Consider the following 22278-nt stretch of genomic DNA (forward strand, 5'->3'; position numbering starts at 1 on the left):
CAACGACGCTACGAGCCAGACACCAGGTGATCAGGATCCAACCACCGCAACAAGCGGCAACCCCACCCTGACACTGACCCGACGGTAACCTGCCGCCCACGTTGTACGGAACAACCTGGGAGTCTCGATCGGGCGCCGGTGGGTCATCGGTGCGTCCGCGTCCGGTTCGCGCTTAGATGGCCTCATGTCCCAGCCCGACACCTCACCGCACGACCCGGCCTACGATGTCGGGCACTCCCATCCCGACGTCAGCGGAGGGTGGCTGCGCGCGGCGACCTTCGGTGCGATGGACGGCCTGGTCAGCAACACCGCCCTGATCGCGGGCGTGGCCGCCGGCGAAAGTGCCCACACGACGCTGGTCAGCGGCATCGCCGGTTTGCTGGCCGGGGCGTTCTCGATGGCGCTGGGGGAGTATTCCTCGGTCACCACCGCCAACGAGCAGATCGAGTCCGAGGAGTACGTGGAACGCCGGGCGCTGCGCTGCCGGCCGCAGGCCGAGCGCGCCGAGCTGGTCCAGATGCTCGTCGGGATGGGCATGACCGAGCAGACCGCCGAGACGGCCACCGACGAGATTCACCGGGACGAGAACCGGGCGGTGAATTTTCATCTCGTCCAGGAGATCGGCTTGGACCCGGCGGAGAAGCCCTCACCCCGGCTGGCCGCGATCGCATCGTTCGCGATGTTCGCCATCGGCGCGGTCATCCCGCTGATTCCGTACCTTCTCGGCTACGGGTCGCTGTCCTTCGGGCTGGTGTGCGGCGCGGTCGGGTTGCTGATTGCGGGCGGGCTGACCGCGCGCTATACCCGCAAACCGGTGTGGTGGGCGGCCGGCCGACAGCTGCTGTTCGGCGGTGTCGCCGTCGCGGCGACGTATCTGGTCGGTCTGCTCGTCGCGGCCGTGCTGTGAGGCCGGCCCGGCTGGTGGCGTTGTGCGGGCTGTGCCTGGCCTGGTTGCTCGGCGGCTGCGACTCGACGCCCCCACCGCCGCCGCCGAACACGCCGCGACCGGTGCTGGCGTATCTGGGTCAGGCGCAGGTCGCCTACGGTGCCACGTTCGACGGCACGGTGATCGGCGGCTTGTCCGGCCTGAGCTATGACGCGGGCCGCCAGCAGTACTACGTGATCAGCGACGACCGCTCGGCGAAAAACCCCGCTCGGTTCTACACGGCGCAATTGTCGTTGTCGGACAAGGGAATCGACCGTGTCACCTTCACCGGGACGCACCCGTTTCTGGACCGGTCCGGTCAGCCGTTTCGACCGTTGACGCTCGACGCCACCCCACCGGTGGTCCCGCCCGACCCCGAAGGCATTGCCTTCGATCCGGCCCGGCAACGGCTGTACTGGTGTTCGGAGGGTGAGCGGCGGACCCCCGGACCGGTGCTGCTGGACCCGTGGGTCAGGATCGCCGGGCTGGACGGCTCGTATCAGGGCCAGTTCGCGCTGCCCGCCAACCTGGCCATGTCCGCTCAACCGACCGGGCCGCGGCAAAACCGCGCGCTGGAGGGAGTGGCACTCACCCCCGACGGTCGGTCGGTGTTCGCCGCGATGGAGGACCCCGGCTACAACGACGGATCCGAGACCGGCGACGGGCACCGGGTGCTGACCCGGTTCACCAAATTCGACGTCGAAACCGGCAAGGCCACCGCGCAATACGCCTATCCGATGGAGGCGCCGACACCGCCCGTCGAGGAGAACGGTGTGCCGGATCTGGTGGCGCTGTCCGGCAACTCGTTTCTGGTGTTGGAGCGCTCGGATTCCGTGCCGCAGACGATACGCGTCTACCGTGCTGAAATCGGTTCCGCCACAAACATCTTGGACCTACCGTCGATGGACGGTGTGGGGTTGACGCCGATGACCAAGTCGTTGGCCGTGGACATGAGCGCGACGCCGGGCATCTCGCCGCTGGACAACGTCGAGGGCATCACGTTGGGCCCCAAGCTGGCCGACGGCCGTCAGTCGGTGGTGTTCGTCAGCGACAACAACTTCTCAGCCCGGCAGATCACTCAGTTCCTGCTGTTCGCGATGTAGCGGCGGCGGCGGGGTTTCGCGCGCCGGGGCGCGCAGCCGATACCGGGTGAACCCGGCCCACAACAGGCCGTACAACCCGAGGATGGTCATGTCGAACATCCACCAGCCGGCGTAGTGCGTCCAGACCAGGATGTCGGCGGCCTCGGGATCGACCCGGTGCAGGTCGATGGTCGAGGCGGTTGCCGCGAAGCCCCACTGGGCCGGGACGAACCAGGAAACCTGGTCGTAGCCCCAGTGGCCTACCAGCGTGATCAAGCCGCCCGCGAACAGCAGCGACGCCAAGATCACCGGCACGACCAGCGGCACCACTTCTTTCAGCGATCTGCCCATCGTCGACACCGCGAGCCCGACGATCGCCGAGACGACAGCCGTCAGTGCGACGCCGGCATACAACTCGGCGGTGGCGTTGTGCAGCAGAACGGCGCCGTGCATGGGGGCGCCCTTGATGGCGATGACGATGCCGAACAGGACGGCCGCCAGGATTGCCGCGGCCACCCCGAAGAAGACGATTTTGGCCAGCAGATAAGCGGTGGCCGACAGGCCGACGGCCTGGTCGCGCCGGAAGGTGTGTCGCTCGCCGACCAGGTCGCGCGCGGTCAGCGCGGTGCCCAGGATCACCGCGCCGAGGTTGAGTGCGGCCAGGATCTCGACGGCCTCGTGCACGTTGTCGCTGGTTGCGCTGGCGCGGGCCAGCCCGGATTCGCCGGGAATCAGCAGGGCCAGCGCCGCCAACGCGAACGGCAACACCACCAGGAAAAGGACGTAGAGGGGATCGGCGACAAACAACCGCAGCTGGCGGCGCAGCACCCACCGGAATTGCCGCGCCCGATTCGGCGGAGGCGGGGATGCCCACGGCGCGGCGACCTGGGGTGGGGTCGTCGGGCCCGTTTCCCGCTGCCGGGCGGCATACGCTCGGTGCGCGCCCTCGGGGTCGGCGCTGACGCGCGCGAAAGCCTCGGCCCAGTCGGTCGTGCCCAGTGCGGACTCGAGCTGGTGCGGCGGCCCGGCGAATGCCAGGGTTCCGGCGGAGGTGAGCAGTAGCACTTGGTCGCACATGTCGAGGTGGGTCGGTGCCGCGGTGGCCACCACCACCACACAGCCGAGGTCCGCCTGGCGTCGCAGCAGCGCCATCACTTGCGCTTCCTGCCCGGCATCCAGCCCGGCCCCCGGCTCGTCGACGACCAGCAGGGTCGGCCGGCTGAGCAGTTCGAGCGCGATTGACGTGCTTCGGCGCAGCTGCGGGGACAGCTTGGCTATCCGGGTGCCGCGCTGCGGCGTGAGGTCAAGTTCCTCGAGCACCTGATCGACGAGGCGGCCGCGATGCTCGGCCGTGGTGTCGGGTGGCAGCCGCAATTCGGCGGCGTAGTGCAGGGCACGTTCGACGGTCAGCCGGCGAGGCAATTGGTCCTCGCGCCCCACGATGCCGATTCGGGTGCGCATGGCGTCGGGTTCGGCGTAGACGTCGTGGCCGTCCACGGTCACGACGCCGGTGCCGGGGGTGCGGGTGCCGGCGATCATCATCAGCAGCGCCGCGTTGCGGGCGGCCGAGGTGCCGGTCACCGCGGTCAGCGAGCCGAGACGTGCGGTGAAAGACACTTCCGAGAGCACCGCGTGCTCACCTGCGACAAGTCCGAGACGGTAGGCGTTGACACCGGCCGTCCGGGCGCCGGGCTGCAGCGGCAGCCGGTGAGTCGTGCTGGGTTCGTCGGTGGGCAAGGTCGTGCGGCCGATACGCAGCGCGCGGGTCGCGTCGGTCATCCAGTCCATCAGGCCGCGACCCTTGGGCTGTCCCGCCGTGCCGTCGTCCGGCGGTGGTGCCGTCTCCGGTCGGGGATCCGCCGGCGGCACGGGCGGCGGTGTAGCTGCAGGCGCGGGAGGCGGGGGTGGCGAGGGTGAAGGCGAGGGCGGTGGCCCGATCGGGTGCGCGACGGTCGGCTCCCGCGACGGGGTAATCCGCATCCGCTGCGTGCTCTGCGCTGTGGGCGCCGCCGGCCGGGCCGGCGGCTGTGGACGCAGTCGGCCGGGTGGGACCTGCGCCGGGGGTGGGCCGGGCGGCCGCTGCATCGGGGGCGGACCCGGTGGGCGCTGCGCCGGCGGCGGCGCGGGCGGCCGCGGTACCGGTGGCGGACCGGGTGGGCGCTGCGCCGGTGGCGGGCCCGGCGGACGCGGTACCGGTGGCGGTACGCCCAGCCGGAACGTCAACCGCGGCCCGCGGTGCGGATCGCCGAGCGCGACGGCCATGCCGTCATGGATCTCGACCGTCGGCACCCGGGCGCCGTTGACGAAGATGCCGCCGCGGCTTCTATCTATGGCCACCCAATGCGGACCGGCGAAACGCAGCACGACATCGGGCTGCGGAATCGGCGGCGGCGGGGCGGCGAAGCCGAGGCGATCCAGCGGGATGTCGCACCAGTCGCCGTAGGCCACGATGATGTCGCGGCCCGGGGCGAACACGTATCTCGATGCACCGACGAAGACGGTGAGTGGGGAGGCCGGGTGCGCGGAAGCCACTGAGTAAGTGTCTACCGGCCGCGGCTTTTCCGGCGCAAGGGGTGCGCGCCCGTCACAACGTGTTGCGGCGCCCGCTGGTCGCGGCGTTGTCGAGCAGCCGCCGCAGCACCTGCACCGCCTCGACGAGAACCTCCCGGTCGGCGGGCTCGAGTATCGCCAGCTGGGGTTCGATCGCGGCGGCGCGGTCGGCCCGCACCGCGTTCAGCATGCGTCGACCCTCGGGCGTGATGCGGATGCGGACCGCGCGGGCGTCGCCGGGGTCGACGGTCCGGCTAACCAGGCCGGCGTCCTCCAGCCGGCGCACCTGCGTGGTCATCGTCGGTTGCGAACAATGGTCGACGGCGGCCAAGTCGCCGATGCGCGCCTCGCCATGAACTTCGATGGTTGCCAGCAGGCGGGCCTGCGCGGCGGGCAACGGCATCTGGATGCGCTGGGTGGCGAGCCGGTTCAGTCGCGCAACGACGGCCAGCAGGTCCGCGCCCAAACCCTGCTGAAGCGTCACGTTCGCGGTCTCGACGGCGTTATCCATGCCACCATCGTTGCATAGCTTTGCTATGCGAGACCACCCGCACCCGCGCCGGCCCCCGCGCCAGCAAAGAAAAGACGAACGACGGCGACCGCTCGTCTGGCCTGGCACAATCGACAAAGTGACCGCGCGCCGTCTCCGGCATCGCACGGGGGGACCGTTGCAGCCGAACGAGTTAGCCCAAGCCGCGGTGATGGGGGCGCTCTGTTCGGTGACCGCAATCATCGCCGCGGTCATTCCTTTTGCGCAGGGACTCGGGGTGCTGGGCACCGTGCCCATGGGCCTACTGGCCTACCGATTCCGGCCTCGGGTGCTGCTGGCCGCGGCCGTTGCCGCGACGGTGCTCGCGTTCTTGATCTCCGGGCTGGGCAGCTCGGCGATGGTGGTCGACGCCGCCTGGGTCGGCGGGATCTGCGGCATCGTCAAACGGAAAGGCCGCGGCGCACCCACCGTGTTGGTCGCGTCGCTGATCGCCGGGCTGATCTGGGGCTCGGTGTGGGTCGGGATTTTCGCCTTGCTGACTCGCTTGCGGCAGTTGATCTTTGGTGTGTTGACCGCGAACGTGAACGGCGTCTGCACGTTCCTCGAGTGGGTGCACCTGCCAGGGGTCGCCGCCGCGCTGAAGCATTGGGTCGCCGAGGGGCTGCACGTGTGGCCGTGGCTGGTGCTGCCCTACCTGGTCTTGGTTGTCGTGTTGGTGACGCTGATCGGCTGGTCGGCGCTGTCGCGGCTGCTGGAGCGCATGGGCGACATCCCCGACGTGCATAAGTTGGATCCGCCCGAGACGGACGTGGCGTCCGACTGCGGGATCGATCCGGTGCCCGTGCGGCTCGAGCACGTCCGGTTCCGTTACCCGCACGCCGCCCAGGACGCGTTGCGTGAAATCAGCCTAGAGATTTCGGGCGAGGAGCACGTCGCGATCACCGGCGCCAACGGATCGGGGAAGACGACGTTGATGTTGATCCTGGCCGGCCGGCAACCGACGGCGGGCGCCGTACACCGGCCGGGTGCCGTCGGGTTGGGCAAACACGGCGGCACCGCGCTGGTTCTGCAACACCCGAAGAGTCAGGTCCTGGGCACCAGGGTCGCCGACGACGTGGTGTGGGGCCTGCCGCCCGACGTGCACGTCGACGTACCCCGGTTGCTGCGCGAGGTCGGCCTCGAGGATCTGGCCGACCGGGACACGGCCGGCTTGTCGGGCGGGGAGTTGCAGCGCCTGGCGCTTGCCGCCGCGTTGGCCCGCGAACCGGCGCTGCTCATCGCGGACGAGGTCACCTCGATGATCGACCAGCACGGCCGCGACGGGCTGCTGGATGTCATGTCGGGCCTGCACCAACGGCACCGGACCGCCCTGGTGCACATCACCCATTTCGACAACGAGGCCGCGTCCGCCGACCGCACCATCAACCTCAGCGACTCCGCCGACAACGCCGGCGTCGTCGGCATCGCCGACACGGAACCCAGCAGCGTGGTCCATCAGCGGCGCGAGGCCGGGCGGATCGAGCTGATCAACGTCGGCCACGAGTACGCCAGCGGCACGCCATGGGCCAAGACCGCGCTGCGCGGCATCGATTTCGTCGCCGAGCAGGGCGACGGCGTTTTGATCCACGGCCACAACGGTTCCGGCAAATCCACGCTGGGTTGGATCATGGCCGGATTGACCGTCCCCACCACCGGCTCCTGCCTGATCGACGGCGAACCCACCGACGAGCACGTCGGTGAGGTGGCACTGGCATTCCAGGCGGCCCGGCTGCAGCTGATGCGCAGCCACGTCAACCTCGAAGTGGCGTCCGCGGCGGGGTTTTCACCGCGAGACGGGGAACGGGTGAGCGCGGCGCTGGGACTGGTTGGGCTGCATCCCGCACTGGCCGAACGGCGCATCGACCAGCTCAGCGGCGGTCAAATGCGCCGCGTCGTGCTGGCCGGCCTGTTGGCGCGATCGCCGCGCGCGTTGATTCTCGACGAGCCGCTGGCGGGACTGGACGTCGCCAGCCAACGCGGACTGCTGCGGCTGTTGGAACGCCTGCGCCGTGAGCAGGGGCTGACGTTGATCGTGATCTCGCACGACAGCGTCGGACTCGAAGATGTCTGCCCGCGCACCTTGCAGCTGCGCGACGGCACGCTGAGCGCGGTGTCGACCTCGAAAGGCGGCGTGTCATGACCGCCACCTCGCGATCGGCGCCGACCGCCAGAGGGGACCGGCGCCCCCGCCGGCCGGTGGTGCTGTTGGTTCCGGTGCCGGGAACCTCCGTCATCCACGAGTTGTGGGCCGCCACCAAACTGCTGGTCGTCGTCGGCGTCGCGGTGCTGCTGACGTTCTATCCCGGCTGGGTGAGCATCGGCTTGCTCGGCAGCCTGGTGGTGGCCGCGCTGTGGCTGGCCCACATTCCGCGCGGCGCGCTGCCGACCGTCCCGCGCTGGTTGTGGGCGATGATGGCGGTCGGCTTCGTGACCGCCGCGGTGGCCGGGGGTGATCCGGTGGTCTCGGTCGGCGGGGCTCATCTCGGGCTCGGCGGATCGCTGCACTTCCTGCGGGTGACCGCGCTGACGATCCTGCTGATCGCGCTCGGAGCCCTGGTCTCCTGGACCACGAATGTGGCTGAAATCGGGCCTGCGATCGCAACTTTGGGTCGTCCGTTGAAGCTCGTACGGATACCGATCGACGAGTGGGCGGCGACTTTGGCGCTTGCGCTGCGCGCATTCCCGATGTTGATCGAAGAGTTCCAGGTGCTTTACGCGGCGCGGCGGCTGCGTCCCAAGGACGCGTTGCACAGTCGCAAGGAACGGCGCAAGCAGCAGGGCCGTGAGGTGATCGACCTGCTCGCGACGGCGATGGTCGTGACGCTGCGCCGCGCCGACGAAATGGGCGACGCGATCACCGCCCGCGGTGGGGCCGGTCAACTTTCGGCATCACCGGCGCGGCCCAAACTCGCCGACTGGGTGACGCTCGGGCTGTTTGCGGCCGCCGGTGCCACCTCGGTGACCGTCGAGACACTCTGGCACATCAACCCGATTTGACGAACCGGTCGTTGCTTGTCGCGTAGCGTTAGCGCGTGGCCCACATCCAGCGCAGCCGTGTCATTGCGGCGCGCCCGCGCCAGGTGTGGGATGTGTTGGCGGACTTCGGCGCAATCGGTTCGTGGGCGGACAACGTCGACCATTCCTGCATCCTGGCTTCCGGCGCCGACGGTTGCCCGCTCGGCACGACCAGACGGGTTCAGGTCAAGCGTGACACGCTCGTCGAGCGCATCATCGAGTTCGACCCGCCACACGTGCTCGCCTACGACATCGAGGGCCTACCCCGCCTGCTGGGTAGGGTCAGCAATCGCTGGGCGCTCGCGCCGAACGCCCCTGAAGCCACCGCCGTAACCTTGACCAGCACCGTCGAAATCGGGTCCCGGCCGCACCAAAAACTCGCCGAACGCCTGGTATGTCGGGTCATGGCACGCCAATCCGATTCCATGCTGGCCGGATTGGCGAACCGATTGGAGAATGCGCGTGTCTGATCGTCTGGATGTCCGCCCTGACGTCGTGGTCATCATGACCGACGAGGAGCGTGCGGTTCCGCCGTACGAGGCGCCCGCGGTGCTGGACTGGCGGAGCCGGAAACTGGTCGGACGCAAGTGGTTCGACGACCACGGCGTCAGCTTCAGCCGGCATTACACCGGTTCGTTGGCCTGCGTGCCGAGTCGCCCGACGATCTTCACCGGCCATTACCCGGACCTGCACGGCGTCACCCAGACCGACGGCATCGGCAAGACTGCCGACGATTCCCGGATGCGCTGGCTGCGCCCCGGCGAGGTACCCACTCTGGGCAACTGGTTCCGCGCTGCCGGATACGACACGCACTACGACGGCAAATGGCACATCTCGCACGCCGACCTCATTGACCCGCGCTCGGGTCGTCCGCTGGCCACCAACGACGACGACGGTGTGGTCGACCGGGCGGCAGTGCAGCGCTATCTCGACGCTGACCCCCTTGGGCCGTACGGCTTTTCCGGATGGGTCGGTCCGGAGCCGCACGGCGCGCTGCTGGCCAATGCCGGCATCCGCCGCGACCCGCTGATCGCCGATCGCGTCGTCGCCTGGCTCACCGACCGCTACGCCCGCCGCCGCGCCGGCGATCCCGCCGCGTTGTGTCCGTTCCTGTTGGTCGCCAGCTTCGTCAACCCGCACGACATCGTGCTCTTCCCGCTGTGGTCGCGCCGCAGTCCGGTCACGCCGTCCACCTTGGACCCGCCCCCGGTCCCTGCGGCGCCCACCGCCGAGGAAGATCTGTCGAGTAAACCGGCCGCCCAGATTGCGTTCCGCGAGGCCTACTACTCCGGCTACGGCCCCGCCCCGGCGATCGCGCGCAGCTACCGGCACGGCGCGCAACGCTACCGGGATCTGTATTACCGCCTGCATGCCGAGGTGGACGGTCCGATCGACCGCGTCCGGCGAGCGGTCACCGAAAACGGTTCGCAGGAAGCAATTTTGGTGCGCACGGCCGATCACGGCGATCTGCTCGGCGCACACGGCGGATTGCACCAAAAGTGGTTCAACCTCTACGACGAGGCCACCCGGGTGCCCTTCATCGTCGCCCGCATCGGCCCGCAGGCCACGCAGCCGCGGGTCGTCACCGCCCCGACCTCACACGTCGACCTCGTCCCGACGCTGCTCGGTGCCGCCGGGGTCGACGTCGCCGACGTCGCCGCCACCCTGGCCCAGTCCTTCTCCGAGGTCCACGAACTGCCGGGGCGCAACCTGATGCCCGTCGTCGACGGCGCACCGGCCGACGACAGCCGGGCGGTCTATTTGATGACCCGCGACAACATGCTCGAAGGGGACAGCGGCGCATCGGGTTTGGCGCGCCGCCTGCACTGGACCGTCGATCCGCCCGCACCGCTGCGGATCCGGGTACCGGCCCACACCGGGTCCAATTTCGAGGGGCTGGTGGTGCGGATGGACGTCGCCGGAGGCGGCGGCCACCTGTGGAAGCTGGTGCGTACCTTCGACGATCCCAGCACCTGGACCGAACCGGGTGTACGTCACCTGGCCGCCAATGGTCTTGGGGGAGAGGAATATCGAACTTCCCCGGTCGACGATCAGTGGGAACTCTACGATCTGACGGCCGACCCGATCGAATCCGAAAACCGTTGGGGAGACCCCGATCTGCACGAGCTTCGGCAGTACTTGCGGATGCAGCTCAAGCAGGTCCGGGCCAGTTCGGTGCCGGAACGAAATCAGCCGTGGCCCTATGTCATTCGCCAAGTCACTCGCCGGCAGCCGATCGCGGGGCGGCGGCTGCGCTGGTTCGGCCGCTAGGCTCGCGAGGTCGCGCGGGAGGCAAGCTAGGTCCGCATCCGGTCGATCAGATTGGACAGGACGACGATGCTTTCGCTGCGTTCGATGTCGGCGCTGGCCCGGATGCGTTCCAGCGCCGCCTCCAGGTGGCGCATGTCGCGGGCCAGCACGTGCAGGATCGCGTCGGAGGTCCCCGTGACCGTTGCCGCGCTGACCACCTCGGGCATGTCCACCCACGCCGCGCGCAGCCGATCCGGCGCGATGGTGCCGTGACAGAACACCTGGACATAGGCCTCGGTGTTCCAGCCCAGCGCGTTGCGGTCGACGATCGTGGTGAAGCCCTTGATCACGCCGCTGTCGATCATCCGGTCGACCCGGCGTTTCACCGCCGGGGCGGACAGGTTCACCTTCTCGCCGATCTCGGCGAAGGTGGCCCGCGCATGCTCGGTCAGTTCGGTGAGGATGCGCTCGTCGGTGTCGTCGAGTCGGTCCATCGCCCCTCGCCTTCGTCGTGTGCAACAAATCGCCACTGATGGCAGCCTAGCGCAATAAATCACTCATAGACACGCAATAATCGTCGTTTGCTTGTGGCAAAGCGGCTAAATATCGTGGATCTATGACGGATTACGATGTTGACGATCCGGCGCCGCGCGCCCGGCCCGAGGCATGGCAAGACGCCGCGCCCACGCCGCGCAGGACCGCACGGACACGGCGTTATGCGATGACGCGGCCGACGTACTACGCGGTGGAATACGCCATCAATCCCTGGATGGACCTCGGCACGCGGGTCGACGTCGGCGTCGCGCTCGCCCAATGGGAAACCCTGCGGCAGACCTATCTGCGGCTGGGCCACCGCGTCGAGGTCGTCGAGCCGGTCCCCGGACTGCCCGACATGGTCTACGCCGCCAACGGTGGCTTCGTCGCCGGGGACATCGCTATCGTCGCTCGCTTTCGCTACCGGCAGCGCGCCGGCGAGGCGCGTGCCTACGCCGACTGGATGTCGTCGATCGGCTATACGCCGCTGACCACTCGATATGTCAACGAGGGGCAGGGCGACCTGCTGATGGTCGGGGAAATGGTGTTGGCCGGTCATGGTTTTCGCACCGACCGCCGCGCGCACCGCGAGATCTCGGCGGCACTGCGGATGCCGGTGATCTCCCTCGAGCTGGTGGATCCACGGTTCTACCACCTCGATACCGCGCTGGCCGTTCTGGACGATCAGACCATTGCGTTCTATCCGCCCGCGTTCAGCCCGGCGGCGTGCGACCAGCTGCACGCGCTGTATCCCGACGCTATCGTGGTGGGGAGCGCGGACGCCTACGTGCTGGGTCTCAATGTCGTTTCCGACGGCCTGCACGTTGTGCTTCCTTCCGCAGCAATGGGTTTCATCGCTCAGCTGCGGGAAGCGGGTTTTGCGCCCGTCGGCGTCGATCTTTCCGAGCTGCTCAAGGGGGGCGGCTCCGTCAAGTGCTGCACATTGGAGGTGTTTGAATGACGATTCTCGATGGGCGGACTTCGGTCAGCACCGGAACCGAGGACGCGATCGCGCTCGTCGAACAATATGCAGCCCACAACTATTCGCCGCTGCCGGTGGTCGCGGCCAGCGCCGAGGGGGTGTGGGTCACCGACGTGGGGGGCCGCCGCTACCTGGATTGTCTGTCCGCGTATTCGGCGGTCAACTTCGGTCACCGCAATCCAGAGATCACCGCGACCGCGCATGCCCAACTCGACGCCGTCACGTTGGTCAGCCGCGCCTTCCATGCCGCCAATCTCGGGCCCTTCTGCGCCGGGCTGGCCTGGCTGTGTGGCAAGGACATGGTGCTGCCAATGAATTCGGGTGCCGAAGCCGTGGAAAGCGGCCTCAAGGTCGCACGCAAGTGGGGTGCCGACGTCAAGGGCGTGCCCGAGGGGCGGGCGAACATCATCGTCGCCGAGAACAACTTCCACGGCCGCACCATCAGCATTGTGAGCTTTTCCTCGGACCCGACGGCACGCAGCGGATTCGGGCCGTTCACGCCCGGGTTCCGCATGGTGCCGTTCGGTGACGCGGCGGCCCTGGCCGACGCGATCGACGAGAACACCGTGGCGGTCCTGCTCGAACCCATCCAGGGGGAGGCGGGCATCATCGTCCCGCCCGACGACTATCTGCCGGCCGTGCGCGCGCTGTGCACCGGCTTCAACGTCTTGATGATTGCCGACGAGATTCAATCGGGGCTCGCGCGCACCGGCTACACCTTCGCCTGCGACCGCTGGGACGTCGTGCCGGACATCTATCTGCTGGGCAAGGCGCTCGGCGGCGGGGTGGTGCCGCTGTCGGCGGTGGTCGCCGACCGCAACATCCTCGGCGTCCTGCATCCGGGCGAGCACGGCTCCACATTCGGCGGGAACCCGTTGGCCGCGGCCATCGGCACCACGGTCGTTGCCATGCTGGCACGCGGTGAGTTCCAGGCTCGCTCGGCCGAACTGGGCGCGCATCTGCACCGGCGGCTGCGCGCCCTGATCGGTGCCGGTGTGGTGGCGGTGCGCGGCTTCGGTCTGTGGGCCGGGGTCGACGTCGATCCCGCCCTGGGCAGCGGCAAGCAGATCAGCGTGCGGTTGGCCGAGCGAGGGGTGCTGGTCAAAGACACCCACGGGTCGACGTTGCGGTTCGCGCCGCCGCTGGTGATCACCGAGCAAGAGATCGATTGGGCCGTTGCACAGTTCGCAAAGGTGTTGCGGGCATAATCAGCTGATCCAGCAATAGGGGGCGCGATTTGCCAGCCAGCTCGATCGGCCTGACCCAACAGATGCTGCGGCGTCGCCCGGTGGCGGGAGCGCCCGTCGCGCCCGGAGCCGCCGAACACCTCAGGCGCGGTATCGGCGTGTTCGAACTGACCATGTTCGGTGTCGGCTCGACGGTCGGCACCGGAATCTTCTTCGTGCTGTCGCAGGCGGTGCCCGAGGCGGGCCCCGGGGTGATCGTCTCGTTTCTCATCGCCGGAGTCGCGGCCGGGCTGGCAGCCATCTGCTACGCCGAATTGGCTTCGGCCGTGCCGATTTCGGGTTCGTCGTATTCGTACGCGTACACCACGCTGGGCGAGGTCGTCGCGGTCGGCGTGGCCGCCTGCCTGTTGCTGGAATACGGGGTGGCCACCGCCGCGGTCTCGGTGGGCTGGAGCGGCTATGTCAACAAGTTGCTGCACAACGTGTTCGGGTTCCAGCTGCCGCATGGGTTGTCCGCGGCCCCATGGGATTCCGATCCCGGCTACGTCAACCTGCCCGCGATCGTCCTGATCGTGTTGTGCGCGCTGTTGCTGATTCGGGGCGCCAGCGAATCGGCACGGGTGAACGCGATCATGGTGTTGATCAAACTGGGCGTGCTCGCGATGTTCGTGGTTGTCGCGTTCACCGCGTTCGACTCCAACCAACTCAGCGACTTCGCCCCGTTCGGCGCGGCGGGCATAGGCTCGGCGGCGGGCACGATCTTCTTCTCCTACATCGGCCTTGACGCGGTGTCGACGGCCGGTGACGAGGTGAAGGACCCGCAGAAGACCATGCCTCGCGCGCTGATCGCGGCGCTGGCGACGGTGATCACCGTCTACGTGCTCGTCGCGCTGGCCGCGCTGGGCACCCAACCGTGGCAGGAGTTCGCCGGCCAGGAGAACGCCGGCCTGGCCACCATCCTCGACAAGGTCACCCACCATGGCTGGGCCAGCACCATCCTGTGCGCCGGCGCGGTCATCTCCATCTTCACCGTCACGCTGATCACGATGTACGGCCAGACCCGCATCCTGTTCGCGATGGGCCGCGACGGGCTGCTGCCCACCCGATTCGCGTCGGTGAACGAGCGCACCATGACCCCGGTGTCGAACACGGTGATCGTCGCCGTCGCCGCCGCGGCGTTGGCCGGTGTCGTCCCGTTGGAGGAGCTGGCCGACATGGTGTCCATCGGCACGCTCACCGCGTTCATCGTGGTCGCCGTCGGCGTGATCGTGCTGCGGGTGCGCGAGCCGGAACTGCCGCGGGGGTTCAGGGTGCCCGGATACCCTGTCACGCCGGTGCTTTCGGTAGGCGCGTGCGGGTACATCCTGGCCAGCCTGCACTGGTACACCTGGGTGGCGTTCAGCGGGTGGGTGTTTCTGGCGTTGCTGTTCTACTTCAGCTGGGGTCGACGCCACAGCGCGCTCAACGGCGTCGACTAACGTTGCGCGGCGGCGTTGGCCGCGGCCTGCGCCCGCCGCAGCATGGTTGCGACGTCGCCCCGCCCCAAAAACATCTCGTCGAAGTAGCTCTGCAGCGCGGCGTCCCCGGCGGCGAAGCCGGCGCCGCCCGGGGCGGGGATGCGCGGGCCCTGCAGCACGGCGAAGAACGGCGTGACGTCCACGCCGCGCCCGGCCCAGTAGTCGAAGTACACTTGTTGGGCCGAGCGCACCGCGGGGATCGCCGCGCCCTGCGCACCCAGATGAGCGTTGCCCGCCTTGCTGCCCATCCAGGCCAGCACCTGACGCACCGCATCGGGATGCTTGGTCGCCGAATTACCGGCCGCGGCAATGCCATTGGTGACGCTTACCCGGCCGGCGGGGCCGATCGGCAGCATCGCGATGCCCCAGCGGAAGCGGGCGTCGCGGGCGATCGGTGCCAGGTTGTAGGTGCCGGACTGAAACAGCGCCATGCGGCCGGCCAGGAATTGGTTGCGGGAGAAGTCGCCGTTGCCGTTGGTGTCCGAGGCGGGCGGTGCGACGTGGTCGCGGTTGATCAGGTCGACCAGGTAGCGGAAGGCGGTGATGGCGGCCGGGTTGTCGAACGCGAACTCGTCGCCGCGCTGGAACACCCCGCCCGCCGAGCCGATGTAGTTGAGGTAGATCGCCTGCGGGTCGTTGGCCGCGTTGTAGCCCCACTGCCGGATCCGGGCCGGGTCGAAACCCGCTGTGCCCGCGGCGTTCCCGTTGGCGTCGACGGTGAGGCGGGCCGCCAGCGGACGCAGCGTGTCGGTGTCGCCGTGCGGATCCCAGCGCAGGGTGTCCAGCCGGCGGCGATCGACGCCGGCAGCGGCGAGCAGGTCCTCGTTGTAGTACACCGCGATGCCGGCATCGGTCAGCTGCGGTACGCCCCACAGCGCGCCACCGCGAGTGAACTGGTCGACCACCGCGGGTTCCCATGTCGAAATGGTCTGCGGGTCGAAGGTTTTGCCGATGTCGAGCAGCCGGCCGTTGTCGGCGTAGGCGGCGAGGTAGGCGTTGGACAGCCAGAAGATGTCGTCGGCGCTGCCGCCGGCGACGTCGGTGCGTAGCGTGTTGAAATACGTCGAGTAGGCCACCAGGTCCACCCGCACCTCGATGTCGGGATGTGCCCGGTGAAACGCCTCGAAGGACTGACGATAGGCCTCGGCGATCGGCACATCCCAGACCCGCACCCGCACGACGATCGTGTCTCCGTGCGGCTCACCGGAATAGTTCAACAGCACGGCAGTTCCGGCCAGCAGCACCGCGACCATCCCGAGCGCTGCGACGGCCAGCGTGGAGACCCGCGGGCGGCTCACTTGACCCCCGACAGGACGAGCGAGGAGACGATGTGGCGTTGCGAGGCGATGAACAGCAGCGCCAGCGGGATGATCGCGAGCGTCGTCGCCGCCATCACCAGCGTCCACTGCGAGTTGAACCGGGATTGCAGATCGGCGGTGGCCACGGTCAGCACCCGCCACTTGTGGCCGCTGGTGATCACCAACGGCCACATGAAGTTGTTCCACTGCGAGACCACGGTGATCAGGGTCAGCGTCGCCAGCACTGGGCGGCTGGACGGGATGACGACGTGGGCGATGACGTCTAGGGTGTTGGCGCCGTCGAGGCGGGCGGCGTTGATCAGGTCGTTGGGGATCAGCCGAAAATGCTCACGCAGCAGGAAGATTGCGTACGGGGAGCCGAACATGAAGGGCAGCACCAACGCCCAGAACGTGTTGCGCAGCCCGGCCTGGGCCATCATCAGATACAGCGGCACCACGGTGACCGTCCCGGGCACCATCAGCGTCGCGATATATACCCAGAACAGCACGTCGCGCCCGGCGAACTCCAGCCGCGCGAAGGCGTAGCCGGCCAGCACCGAGAACGTCATCTGGCCCACCAGGATCACCGCCGTCATCAGCGCGGTCACCGCCGCGGCCCGACCGAATCCGGCGCTGGCCAGGTCGGCGTAGTTGGCCAGCGTGGGCGGGTGCGGTAGTTGCAGGGGCGTGCCGGTGGCGAATTGATGTGCCGAGGTGAACGAGGTCAGCAAGCCAAGAGCGAAGGGCAGCAACGTGATCAGCGCGCCGGCTACCAGCCCGGCGTAGATCAGCGTGTTGGCGAGACGGCTAGACGAGGTCATAGGTGATCCGCCGGCGGAAGTACAAGTGCTGAACGATGGTGATGCCGACCAGGATGACGAACAGCAGCACCGCCATCACCGACGCGCGGCCGATGGCCGCCGATCCGAACGCCTCGGCGTAGATGCGGTGCGCGACCAGGTCGGTGTGGCCGGCCGGCCCGCCGTCGGTCAGCGCGTACACGGTATCGAAAACCTGTGTGGCGCTGACGATCCCGGTCACCAGCACGAAGAACATCGTCGGGCGCAGCATGGGCAGCGTGATGCGCCAGAACCGCTGCCAGGCGTTGGCACCGTCGGTGCGGGCCGCGGCGTAGATGTCGTTGGGGATGGCCAGCAGGCCCGCCAGAAAGGACAGCGAGTTGTAGCCGACGTTCATCCAGACCACGACCGCCGACACCAGGGGCAGCGCAAAGCTGGGGTCGGAGAGCCACTCGATGCTGTGGCCCAGCAGGGTCGCGATCGCCCCGTCGGTCGGCGCCAGGATCCAGCGCCACAGCACCGCGATCGCCAGCGGCGCGCAGATCCACGGCAGCACGAAGATGGTCCGGAAGAAGCTCGTCCCCGGCAGCAGGCGGGCCAGCATGGCGGCTACGCCCAGGCCGAGCACGGTTTGCGTCGGGACCACGATCGCCACGAAGAGCGCGGTGACGATCAGGGAGTTGCCGAACTCCGTGTCGGCCAGCACCGAACGCCAGTTGGCCAGACCGACAAAGCGCAGCGGGTCCAGCAGATCCCACCGGTAGAGGCTGAGCCAGACCACCACGAGGATGGGCAACAGCAGGAACGTGACGACGCCGAACAGGCTGGGCGCCAGCAGCCCGTAGGCCAGCACGTTGGGTCGTCGCTGACTGTGGCGGGCGGCGCTGGCCATGCAGCTAATTAAAGCGGGCTGTGCCGGGGTTTGGAGCGCGCAGTCGATACGGTGGAGCCGTGACACCGAATCGGGGGATCGATGCCGACTTCCTGGACCTGCCGCGACACGAGCTGGCCGAGGCTGCGCTGTCGGCGGCCACGGCGGCCGGGGCAAGCCACGCCGACCTGCGCATTCAGCGCATCAACACCGAGATCATCCAGTTGCGCGACGGGGAGCTCGAGACGTCGGTGATCAGCCGCGAGGTCGGGCTGGCGGTCCGGGTGATCGTCGACGGCACCTGGGGATTCGCCTCGCACGCCGAGCTGGCGCCGTCGATCGCGGCCGAGACCGCGCGGCGCGCCGTGCGGGTGGCCACCACCCTGGCGGGGCTCAACAGCGAGCGCGTCGAGCTGGCACCCGAGCCGGTGTACGCCGACACCACCTGGGTGTCGAACTATCGAATCGACCCGTTCGACGTGCCCGCCGCCGACAAGATCGGGGTGCTCGAGGAGTACTCGGCGCGGCTGCTGGGTGCCGACGGCATCGACCACGTGTCGGCCGGCCTGACCGCGGTCAAGGAACAGACGTTTTACGCCGACACGTTCGGCTCCGCGATCACCCAGCAGCGGGTGCGGCTGATGCCGTCGCTGGAGGCGGTGACCGTCGATGCCGCGGCCGGCAGTTTCGACGCGATGCGCACGCTGGCGCCGCCGATGGGCCGCGGCTGGGAGGTGCTGGCCGGCGACGACGTGTGGAACTGGACCGACGAGCTCGCGCAGCTGCCGTCGCTGCTGGCGGAGAAGGTCAAGTCGCCCAGCGTGAGCCCGGGACCCACCGACCTGGTGATCGACCCCACCAATCTGTGGCTGACCATCCACGAATCCATCGGGCACGCAACCGAATACGACCGTGCCATCGGATACGAGGCCGCCTACGCCGGCACGTCGTTCGCTACCCCGGACAAGCTGGGGACCATGCGCTACGGCTCGCCGGTGATGAACGTGACCGCCGACCGCACCGAGCAGCACGGCCTGGCCACGGTCGGCTACGACGACGAGGGCGTGGCCGCGCAAAGCTGGGACCTGGTGCGCGACGGGATCTTTGTCGGCTACCAGCTCGACCGGGTGTTCGCGCCGCGGCTGGGCCGACCGCGCTCCAACGGCTGCTCGTACGCCGACTCGCCGCACCACGTGCCGATCCAGCGGATGCCCAACGTGTCGCTGCAGCCCGGCACCGACAACCTGAGCACCGAGGACCTGATCGGCCGCGTCCAGAACGGCATCTACATCGTCGGCGACAAGTCGTGGTCGATTGACATGCAGCGGTACAACTTTCAGTTCACCGGTCAGCGCTTTTTCCGGATCCGCGACGGCCGGCTGGACGGTCAGTTACGCGACGTGGCCTATCAGGCCACCACCACCGACTTTTGGAATTCCATGGAGGCCGTGGGCGGGCCGTCGACCTGGCGGCTCGGCGGAGCGTTCAACTGCGGCAAGGCGCAGCCCGGGCAGGTCGCCGCGGTCAGCCATGGCTGCCCGTCGGCGCTGTTCCGCGGCGTCAACGTGCTCAACACGCTTGCCGAGGGGGACACTGATGATTCGCGCCGGTGACGGTGCAGCGGGCGCCGACGAGGTGGGGGCATCTCTCGCGTGCGGGGGTGAACGGCGTCGATGATTACCGCGCAACACGTCGTCAACCTCGTGTTGGACGAGGCGGCGAAGCTGGGACGCGCCGACGAGACCATGGTGCTGGTCACCGACAGGGTCGAGGCGACGTTGCGGTGGGCGAACAATTCGATGACCACCAACGGTGTTTCGGTCAGCCGCACCATGACGATCATCTCGGTCATCCGCAAGGGCGCGAGCGCGTTCATCGGCACGGTGGTCTCTGCCGAGGTGGACCCGCGGGCCATCCCGGGTCTGGTGGCGGCGTCGCAGGACGCGGCCCAGGCCGCCCCGGAGGCCGGCGATGCGGCGCCGCTGCTTGTCGATACCGGGGTACCGGCCGACTGGGATGCGCCGGTGCCCGGCACCGGTCCGGAGGTGTTCGCCGAGGTCGCCGGTTCGTTGAGCCGCGGGTTCGCCGGTAGCGACCGGCTGTATGGCTTTGCCCACCATAGTGTTTCGACGACTTTCCTAGCGTCGTCGACGGGTTTGCGCCGCCGCTTCACGCAGCCCGCCGGGGCGGTGGAGATCAACGGCAAGCGCGGCGCGGCCAGCGCGTGGGCCGGCATCGGAACGCCGGATTTCGTTGGCGTGCAGACGGATTCGCTGCTCGAGGACCTGTCGATGCGGCTGGGCTGGGCGGAGCGCAGCGTGGCGCTGCCCGCGGGACGCTACGAGACGATCCTGCCGCCGTCGGCGGTGTCCGACATGATGATCTACCTGGGTTGGTCGATGGCCGGTCGGGGCGCCCAGGAGGGGCGCACCGCGTTCTCGGCGCCCGGCGGTGGGACCCGGGTCGGGGAGCGGCTCACCGACCTGCCGTTGACGTTGTATTCCGATCCGATGGCACCGGGGTTGGTGTGCACGCCGTTCGTTGCGGCAAGCAGTTCCACCGAGATCGTGTCGGTCTTCGACAACGGGATGGAGATCGGCCACGTGGAATGGATCCGCGACGGCGTGATCAACGCGTTGGCCTACCCGCGGGCCAGCGCAGCCAAGTTCGACGAAAAGGTGGCCGTGGCGGCGGACAACCTGGTGATGACGGGTGGGTTGAAAGACTTGGCGGACATGATCGCCGGCACCGAAAAGGGATTGCTGCTGACCACGCTGTGGTACATCCGCGAGGTCGAACCCACCACGCTGTTGCTCACCGGGCTGACCCGTGACGGCGTGTACCTGGTCGAGGACGGCGAGGTCACCGCGGCGGTGAACAACTTCCGGTTCAACGAGAGCCCGCTGGATCTGCTGCGGCGCGCCACCGAGGCCGGCGTCAGCGAGAAGACGCTGCCGCGTGAATGGGGGGATTGGGTCACCCGGACCGCGATGCCGACGTTGCGCATCCCGGATTTCCACATGTCGTCGGTGAGCCAGGCGCAGTAGTCGTAACGTATCGGGAATGGTGACTCCCGCTACGGTTCGTGACGGTCAGCTGGCGCGGTTGGTGGCGTTGGCCCCTTCGGATGACGGCCGCATGGTGGCGCTGGTGCGGCGGGTGTGTGCGCAGACGATATCGCTGCCACCGTTGCCGGTGGAAGTAGCAGTGGACAAACCGTGCTCGGAGGCCGAAATTGTCGTCGCCGAATTCGCCGAGCAGTTCAGCGCCGACGTTTCCGCGATCACCCCGGAACAACGGTCCCGACTGTTTAAAACGTTGGGGGACAGCACTTTTGGTGTCGTGGTGGCGATGTACATCGCAGACTTCGTGCCGCGGGTGCGGGCCGGACTGGAAGCGTTGGGCGTCGGCTCTGCTTTCCTGGGCTGGACGCGCGGGCCGATCGAGTGGGATCACGCCACCGACCCGTCGGGGGAGGTGTTCAACGAGTTTCTGCCCTCGGTCGGCCGGATGCGGGCGCTCGACCCCCTGACCTCCGAGCTGGTGCGGTTGCGCGGGGCGGCCCAGCACAACTGCCGGCTGTGCAAGTCGGTGCGGGAGAGCCGCGCGCTGGAGGCCGGGGGGTCGGAGACGCTGTACGACGACATCGCGCAGTTCGAGACGTCGTCGCAAATCGATGAGCGCCGAAAGTCAGCGCTGCGGTATGTAGATGCGCTAATTTGGACGCCGGCGCACCTCGACGCCGACGTTGTCGCCGAGGTGCGCGCCGGGTTTTCCGAGGCCGAGGCCGTTGAGCTCACCTTGGACGTGATGCGAAACGCCAGCAACAAGATCGCGGTGTCGCTCGGTGGGGACGCGCCGCGGGTGTCCGAAGGCACCGAGACCTACCTGCTCGACATCGACGGACAAACGGTGTTCAGCTGACGCACACGGCGCAGCCTCGCAGGTTTCGAACGTGTGTGCGATGGATATTCCAGGGCCATGACCGACCAGACGCGGCGCGCGCCGCAGGAAAATCCCGAAAAAGACACCTCCGGCTGGGTCACCGGCGACGAGCCGATGACCGGTCCGCAACGCAGTTATTTGCACACACTCGCGCAGGAGTCCAACTGCGAGATTCCCGACGACCTGACGAAAGCGCAGGCCTCGGAGCTCATCGACGCGCTGCAACAGCAGACCCGGCGCGGCGCCGAGTAGCGGCCGGCGGATTGGCCGCCGCGGGCGACTTCGGATCGTGGGCTCTCTACCACGGGTCAGGGTGTTCGACTGGGCCACGGGGGCGTCCCGCTCGGCAGCGCGGGCGCTAATCTCAACGTCGTGCAATGCCGGGGGCGGTAGCTCAGTTGGTTAGAGCCGCGGACTCATAATCCGTTGGTCGCGGGTTCGAGCCCCGCCCGCCCCACAACGCATTTACGCAGCTAGAGGGCTATTTTCTGCCCAGCTCCCCGCTCTGGTCCGGAACGGATAATGGCGTCTTGTCGGTGGTTTGTCGTCAGTCAGCTGACTTAAATCGGAGGATGGCGCTTACGCCTTGACTCTCGGTTCGAGCGATGACAGCAGGAACTTTCCGCTGCAATCTGCAGGCGTGCCGGTTGACACGGCACTACGGCGCAAGAAACGGCGCACGTCCGGTTGAGTCGGCCCTTCGGGAGGCACGGCCAGGGTAAGTCCCCTGGCGTGGTGGGTTTTTGGGGCCGGAGATGACGGTGCCGGGTGTGTCGTTGCCGGTGTTGGGGTG

General features: G+C 68.3%; 19 protein-coding genes and 1 tRNA gene. 14 read left to right on the forward strand and 6 right to left on the reverse strand.

The genetic code is table 11. From position 1 onward, the window contains the following. Positions 1-184: 184 nt before the first annotated feature. The gene (locus tag AWC25_RS09580) at positions 185-907 is read left to right on the forward strand and encodes a VIT1/CCC1 transporter family protein (protein ID WP_069402699.1); all 723 of its coding nucleotides are present in this window, start codon (positions 185-187) and stop codon (positions 905-907) included. Next, positions 904-2028, forward strand: coding sequence for an esterase-like activity of phytase family protein (locus tag AWC25_RS09585; RefSeq protein ID WP_085166688.1), 1125 nt, complete (start codon positions 904-906; stop codon positions 2026-2028). The genes AWC25_RS09580 and AWC25_RS09585 overlap by 4 nt, the downstream gene beginning before the upstream one ends. On the opposite strand, the gene AWC25_RS09590 is transcribed toward AWC25_RS09585, so the two are convergent. Further along, positions 1987-4539: an ATP-binding cassette domain-containing protein gene (locus tag AWC25_RS09590; protein WP_142278767.1), complete on the reverse strand. Its 2553-nt coding sequence runs from the start codon at positions 4537-4539 to the stop codon at positions 1987-1989. The two genes, AWC25_RS09585 and AWC25_RS09590, sit on opposite strands and share 42 nt — an antisense overlap. A 52-nt stretch (positions 4540-4591) precedes the next feature. After that, positions 4592-5068 (reverse strand): MarR family winged helix-turn-helix transcriptional regulator, encoded by a 477-nt coding sequence (locus tag AWC25_RS09595; RefSeq protein ID WP_069402702.1) that lies wholly within the window; start codon positions 5066-5068, stop codon positions 4592-4594. A gap of 118 nt (positions 5069-5186) precedes the next feature. Here AWC25_RS09595 and AWC25_RS09600 point away from each other — a divergent pair, with 118 nt between their 5' ends. From AWC25_RS09600 to AWC25_RS09615, 4 genes are read left to right on the forward strand one after another with little or no spacing between them, the layout of a single operon-like run. Continuing rightward, on the forward strand, positions 5187-7226 hold the full coding sequence (locus AWC25_RS09600; RefSeq protein WP_244899486.1) for an ATP-binding cassette domain-containing protein: 2040 nt from the start codon (positions 5187-5189) through the stop codon (positions 7224-7226). Next, positions 7223-8083 (forward strand): CbiQ family ECF transporter T component, encoded by an 861-nt coding sequence (locus AWC25_RS09605; protein ID WP_069402703.1) that lies wholly within the window; start codon positions 7223-7225, stop codon positions 8081-8083. Before AWC25_RS09600 ends, AWC25_RS09605 begins: the two co-directional genes overlap by 4 nt. 35 nt (positions 8084-8118) lie before the next feature. Then, positions 8119-8571, forward strand: a complete 453-nt coding sequence (locus AWC25_RS09610) for an SRPBCC family protein (RefSeq protein WP_069402704.1) — start codon at positions 8119-8121, stop codon at positions 8569-8571. A 34-nt stretch (positions 8572-8605) separates the two neighbouring features. Further along, complete coding sequence (locus AWC25_RS09615) at positions 8606-10372, forward strand: sulfatase-like hydrolase/transferase (RefSeq protein ID WP_372513593.1); 1767 nt, start codon at positions 8606-8608, stop codon at positions 10370-10372. 26 nt (positions 10373-10398) lie between these two features. On the opposite strand, the gene AWC25_RS09620 is transcribed toward AWC25_RS09615, so the two are convergent. Beyond that, positions 10399-10845 carry an Rv2324 family transcriptional regulator gene (locus AWC25_RS09620; RefSeq protein WP_069402705.1) on the reverse strand — a complete coding sequence of 149 codons (447 nt, stop codon included), beginning with the start codon at positions 10843-10845 and terminating at the stop codon, positions 10399-10401. A 122-nt stretch (positions 10846-10967) separates the two neighbouring features. On the opposite strand from AWC25_RS09620, the gene ddaH reads away from it, so the two are divergent. From ddaH to AWC25_RS09635, 3 genes are all read left to right on the forward strand, one after another. Then, entirely contained in the window at positions 10968-11846 is an 879-nt protein-coding gene (gene ddaH / locus AWC25_RS09625; protein WP_069402706.1) for a dimethylargininase, read from the forward strand. After that, positions 11843-13075 carry an ornithine--oxo-acid transaminase gene (rocD, locus tag AWC25_RS09630; RefSeq protein ID WP_085166689.1) on the forward strand — a complete coding sequence of 411 codons (1233 nt, stop codon included), beginning with the start codon at positions 11843-11845 and terminating at the stop codon, positions 13073-13075. The genes ddaH and rocD overlap by 4 nt, the downstream gene beginning before the upstream one ends. 62 nt (positions 13076-13137) lie before the next feature. Next, the gene (locus tag AWC25_RS09635) at positions 13138-14532 is read left to right on the forward strand and encodes an amino acid permease (protein ID WP_372513594.1); all 1395 of its coding nucleotides are present in this window, start codon (positions 13138-13140) and stop codon (positions 14530-14532) included. On the opposite strand, the gene AWC25_RS09640 is transcribed toward AWC25_RS09635, so the two are convergent. From AWC25_RS09640 to AWC25_RS09650, 3 genes are read right to left on the reverse strand one after another with little or no spacing between them, the layout of a single operon-like run. Beyond that, positions 14529-15869, reverse strand: a complete 1341-nt coding sequence (locus tag AWC25_RS09640; protein ID WP_085166690.1) for an ABC transporter substrate-binding protein — start codon at positions 15867-15869, stop codon at positions 14529-14531. The two genes, AWC25_RS09635 and AWC25_RS09640, sit on opposite strands and share 4 nt — an antisense overlap. After that, positions 15866-16690, reverse strand: a complete 825-nt coding sequence (locus AWC25_RS09645) for a carbohydrate ABC transporter permease (protein WP_069402710.1) — start codon at positions 16688-16690, stop codon at positions 15866-15868. The genes AWC25_RS09640 and AWC25_RS09645 overlap by 4 nt, the downstream gene beginning before the upstream one ends. Then, positions 16677-17561 (reverse strand): carbohydrate ABC transporter permease, encoded by an 885-nt coding sequence (locus AWC25_RS09650; protein WP_085166691.1) that lies wholly within the window; start codon positions 17559-17561, stop codon positions 16677-16679. The genes AWC25_RS09645 and AWC25_RS09650 overlap by 14 nt, the downstream gene beginning before the upstream one ends. A 59-nt stretch (positions 17562-17620) precedes the next feature. On the opposite strand from AWC25_RS09650, the gene AWC25_RS09655 reads away from it, so the two are divergent. From AWC25_RS09655 to AWC25_RS09675, 5 genes are all read left to right on the forward strand, one after another. Beyond that, positions 17621-19153, forward strand: a complete 1533-nt coding sequence (locus tag AWC25_RS09655) for a TldD/PmbA family protein (RefSeq protein WP_085166692.1) — start codon at positions 17621-17623, stop codon at positions 19151-19153. A 60-nt stretch (positions 19154-19213) separates the two neighbouring features. Continuing rightward, positions 19214-20587, forward strand: a complete 1374-nt coding sequence (locus tag AWC25_RS09660) for a metallopeptidase TldD-related protein (protein WP_085166693.1) — start codon at positions 19214-19216, stop codon at positions 20585-20587. Positions 20588-20603: 16 nt separating this feature from the next. Further along, entirely contained in the window at positions 20604-21464 is an 861-nt protein-coding gene (locus AWC25_RS09665) for a carboxymuconolactone decarboxylase family protein (protein WP_085166694.1), read from the forward strand. A 57-nt stretch (positions 21465-21521) separates the two neighbouring features. Continuing rightward, the gene (locus tag AWC25_RS09670) at positions 21522-21737 is read left to right on the forward strand and encodes a DUF3072 domain-containing protein (protein WP_085166695.1); all 216 of its coding nucleotides are present in this window, start codon (positions 21522-21524) and stop codon (positions 21735-21737) included. A 131-nt stretch (positions 21738-21868) separates the two neighbouring features. After that, positions 21869-21942, forward strand: a tRNA-Ile gene (locus AWC25_RS09675). The last annotated feature ends 336 nt before the right edge of the window (positions 21943-22278 follow it).

Origin of the sequence: Mycobacterium sherrisii (genome assembly GCF_002102355.1) — a bacterium.
Lineage (GTDB): Bacteria > Actinomycetota > Actinomycetes > Mycobacteriales > Mycobacteriaceae > Mycobacterium > Mycobacterium sherrisii.

What these genes read in the sequence shown, in the direction of transcription:
- AWC25_RS09665 (WP_085166694.1), top strand. Translation starts at nt 20,604, where the DNA reads ATGGTGACTCCCGCTACGGTTCGTGACGGTCAGCTGGCGCGGTTGGTG.
- AWC25_RS09645 (WP_069402710.1), bottom strand. Translation starts at nt 16,690, where the DNA reads ATGACCTCGTCTAGCCGTCTCGCCAACACGCTGATCTACGCCGGGCTG.
- rocD (WP_085166689.1), top strand. Translation starts at nt 11,843, where the DNA reads ATGACGATTCTCGATGGGCGGACTTCGGTCAGCACCGGAACCGAGGAC.
- AWC25_RS09615 (WP_372513593.1), top strand. Translation starts at nt 8,606, where the DNA reads ATGACCGACGAGGAGCGTGCGGTTCCGCCGTACGAGGCGCCCGCGGTG.
- AWC25_RS09660 (WP_085166693.1), top strand. Translation starts at nt 19,214, where the DNA reads ATGATTACCGCGCAACACGTCGTCAACCTCGTGTTGGACGAGGCGGCG.
- AWC25_RS09650 (WP_085166691.1), bottom strand. Translation starts at nt 17,561, where the DNA reads ATGGCCAGCGCCGCCCGCCACAGTCAGCGACGACCCAACGTGCTGGCC.
- AWC25_RS09620 (WP_069402705.1), bottom strand. Translation starts at nt 10,845, where the DNA reads ATGGACCGACTCGACGACACCGACGAGCGCATCCTCACCGAACTGACC.
- AWC25_RS09605 (WP_069402703.1), top strand. Translation starts at nt 7,223, where the DNA reads ATGACCGCCACCTCGCGATCGGCGCCGACCGCCAGAGGGGACCGGCGC.
- AWC25_RS09595 (WP_069402702.1), bottom strand. Translation starts at nt 5,068, where the DNA reads ATGGATAACGCCGTCGAGACCGCGAACGTGACGCTTCAGCAGGGTTTG.
- ddaH (WP_069402706.1), top strand. Translation starts at nt 10,968, where the DNA reads ATGACGGATTACGATGTTGACGATCCGGCGCCGCGCGCCCGGCCCGAG.
- AWC25_RS09670 (WP_085166695.1), top strand. Translation starts at nt 21,522, where the DNA reads ATGACCGACCAGACGCGGCGCGCGCCGCAGGAAAATCCCGAAAAAGAC.
- AWC25_RS09580 (WP_069402699.1), top strand. Translation starts at nt 185, where the DNA reads ATGTCCCAGCCCGACACCTCACCGCACGACCCGGCCTACGATGTCGGG.
- AWC25_RS09635 (WP_372513594.1), top strand. Translation starts at nt 13,138, where the DNA reads ATGCTGCGGCGTCGCCCGGTGGCGGGAGCGCCCGTCGCGCCCGGAGCC.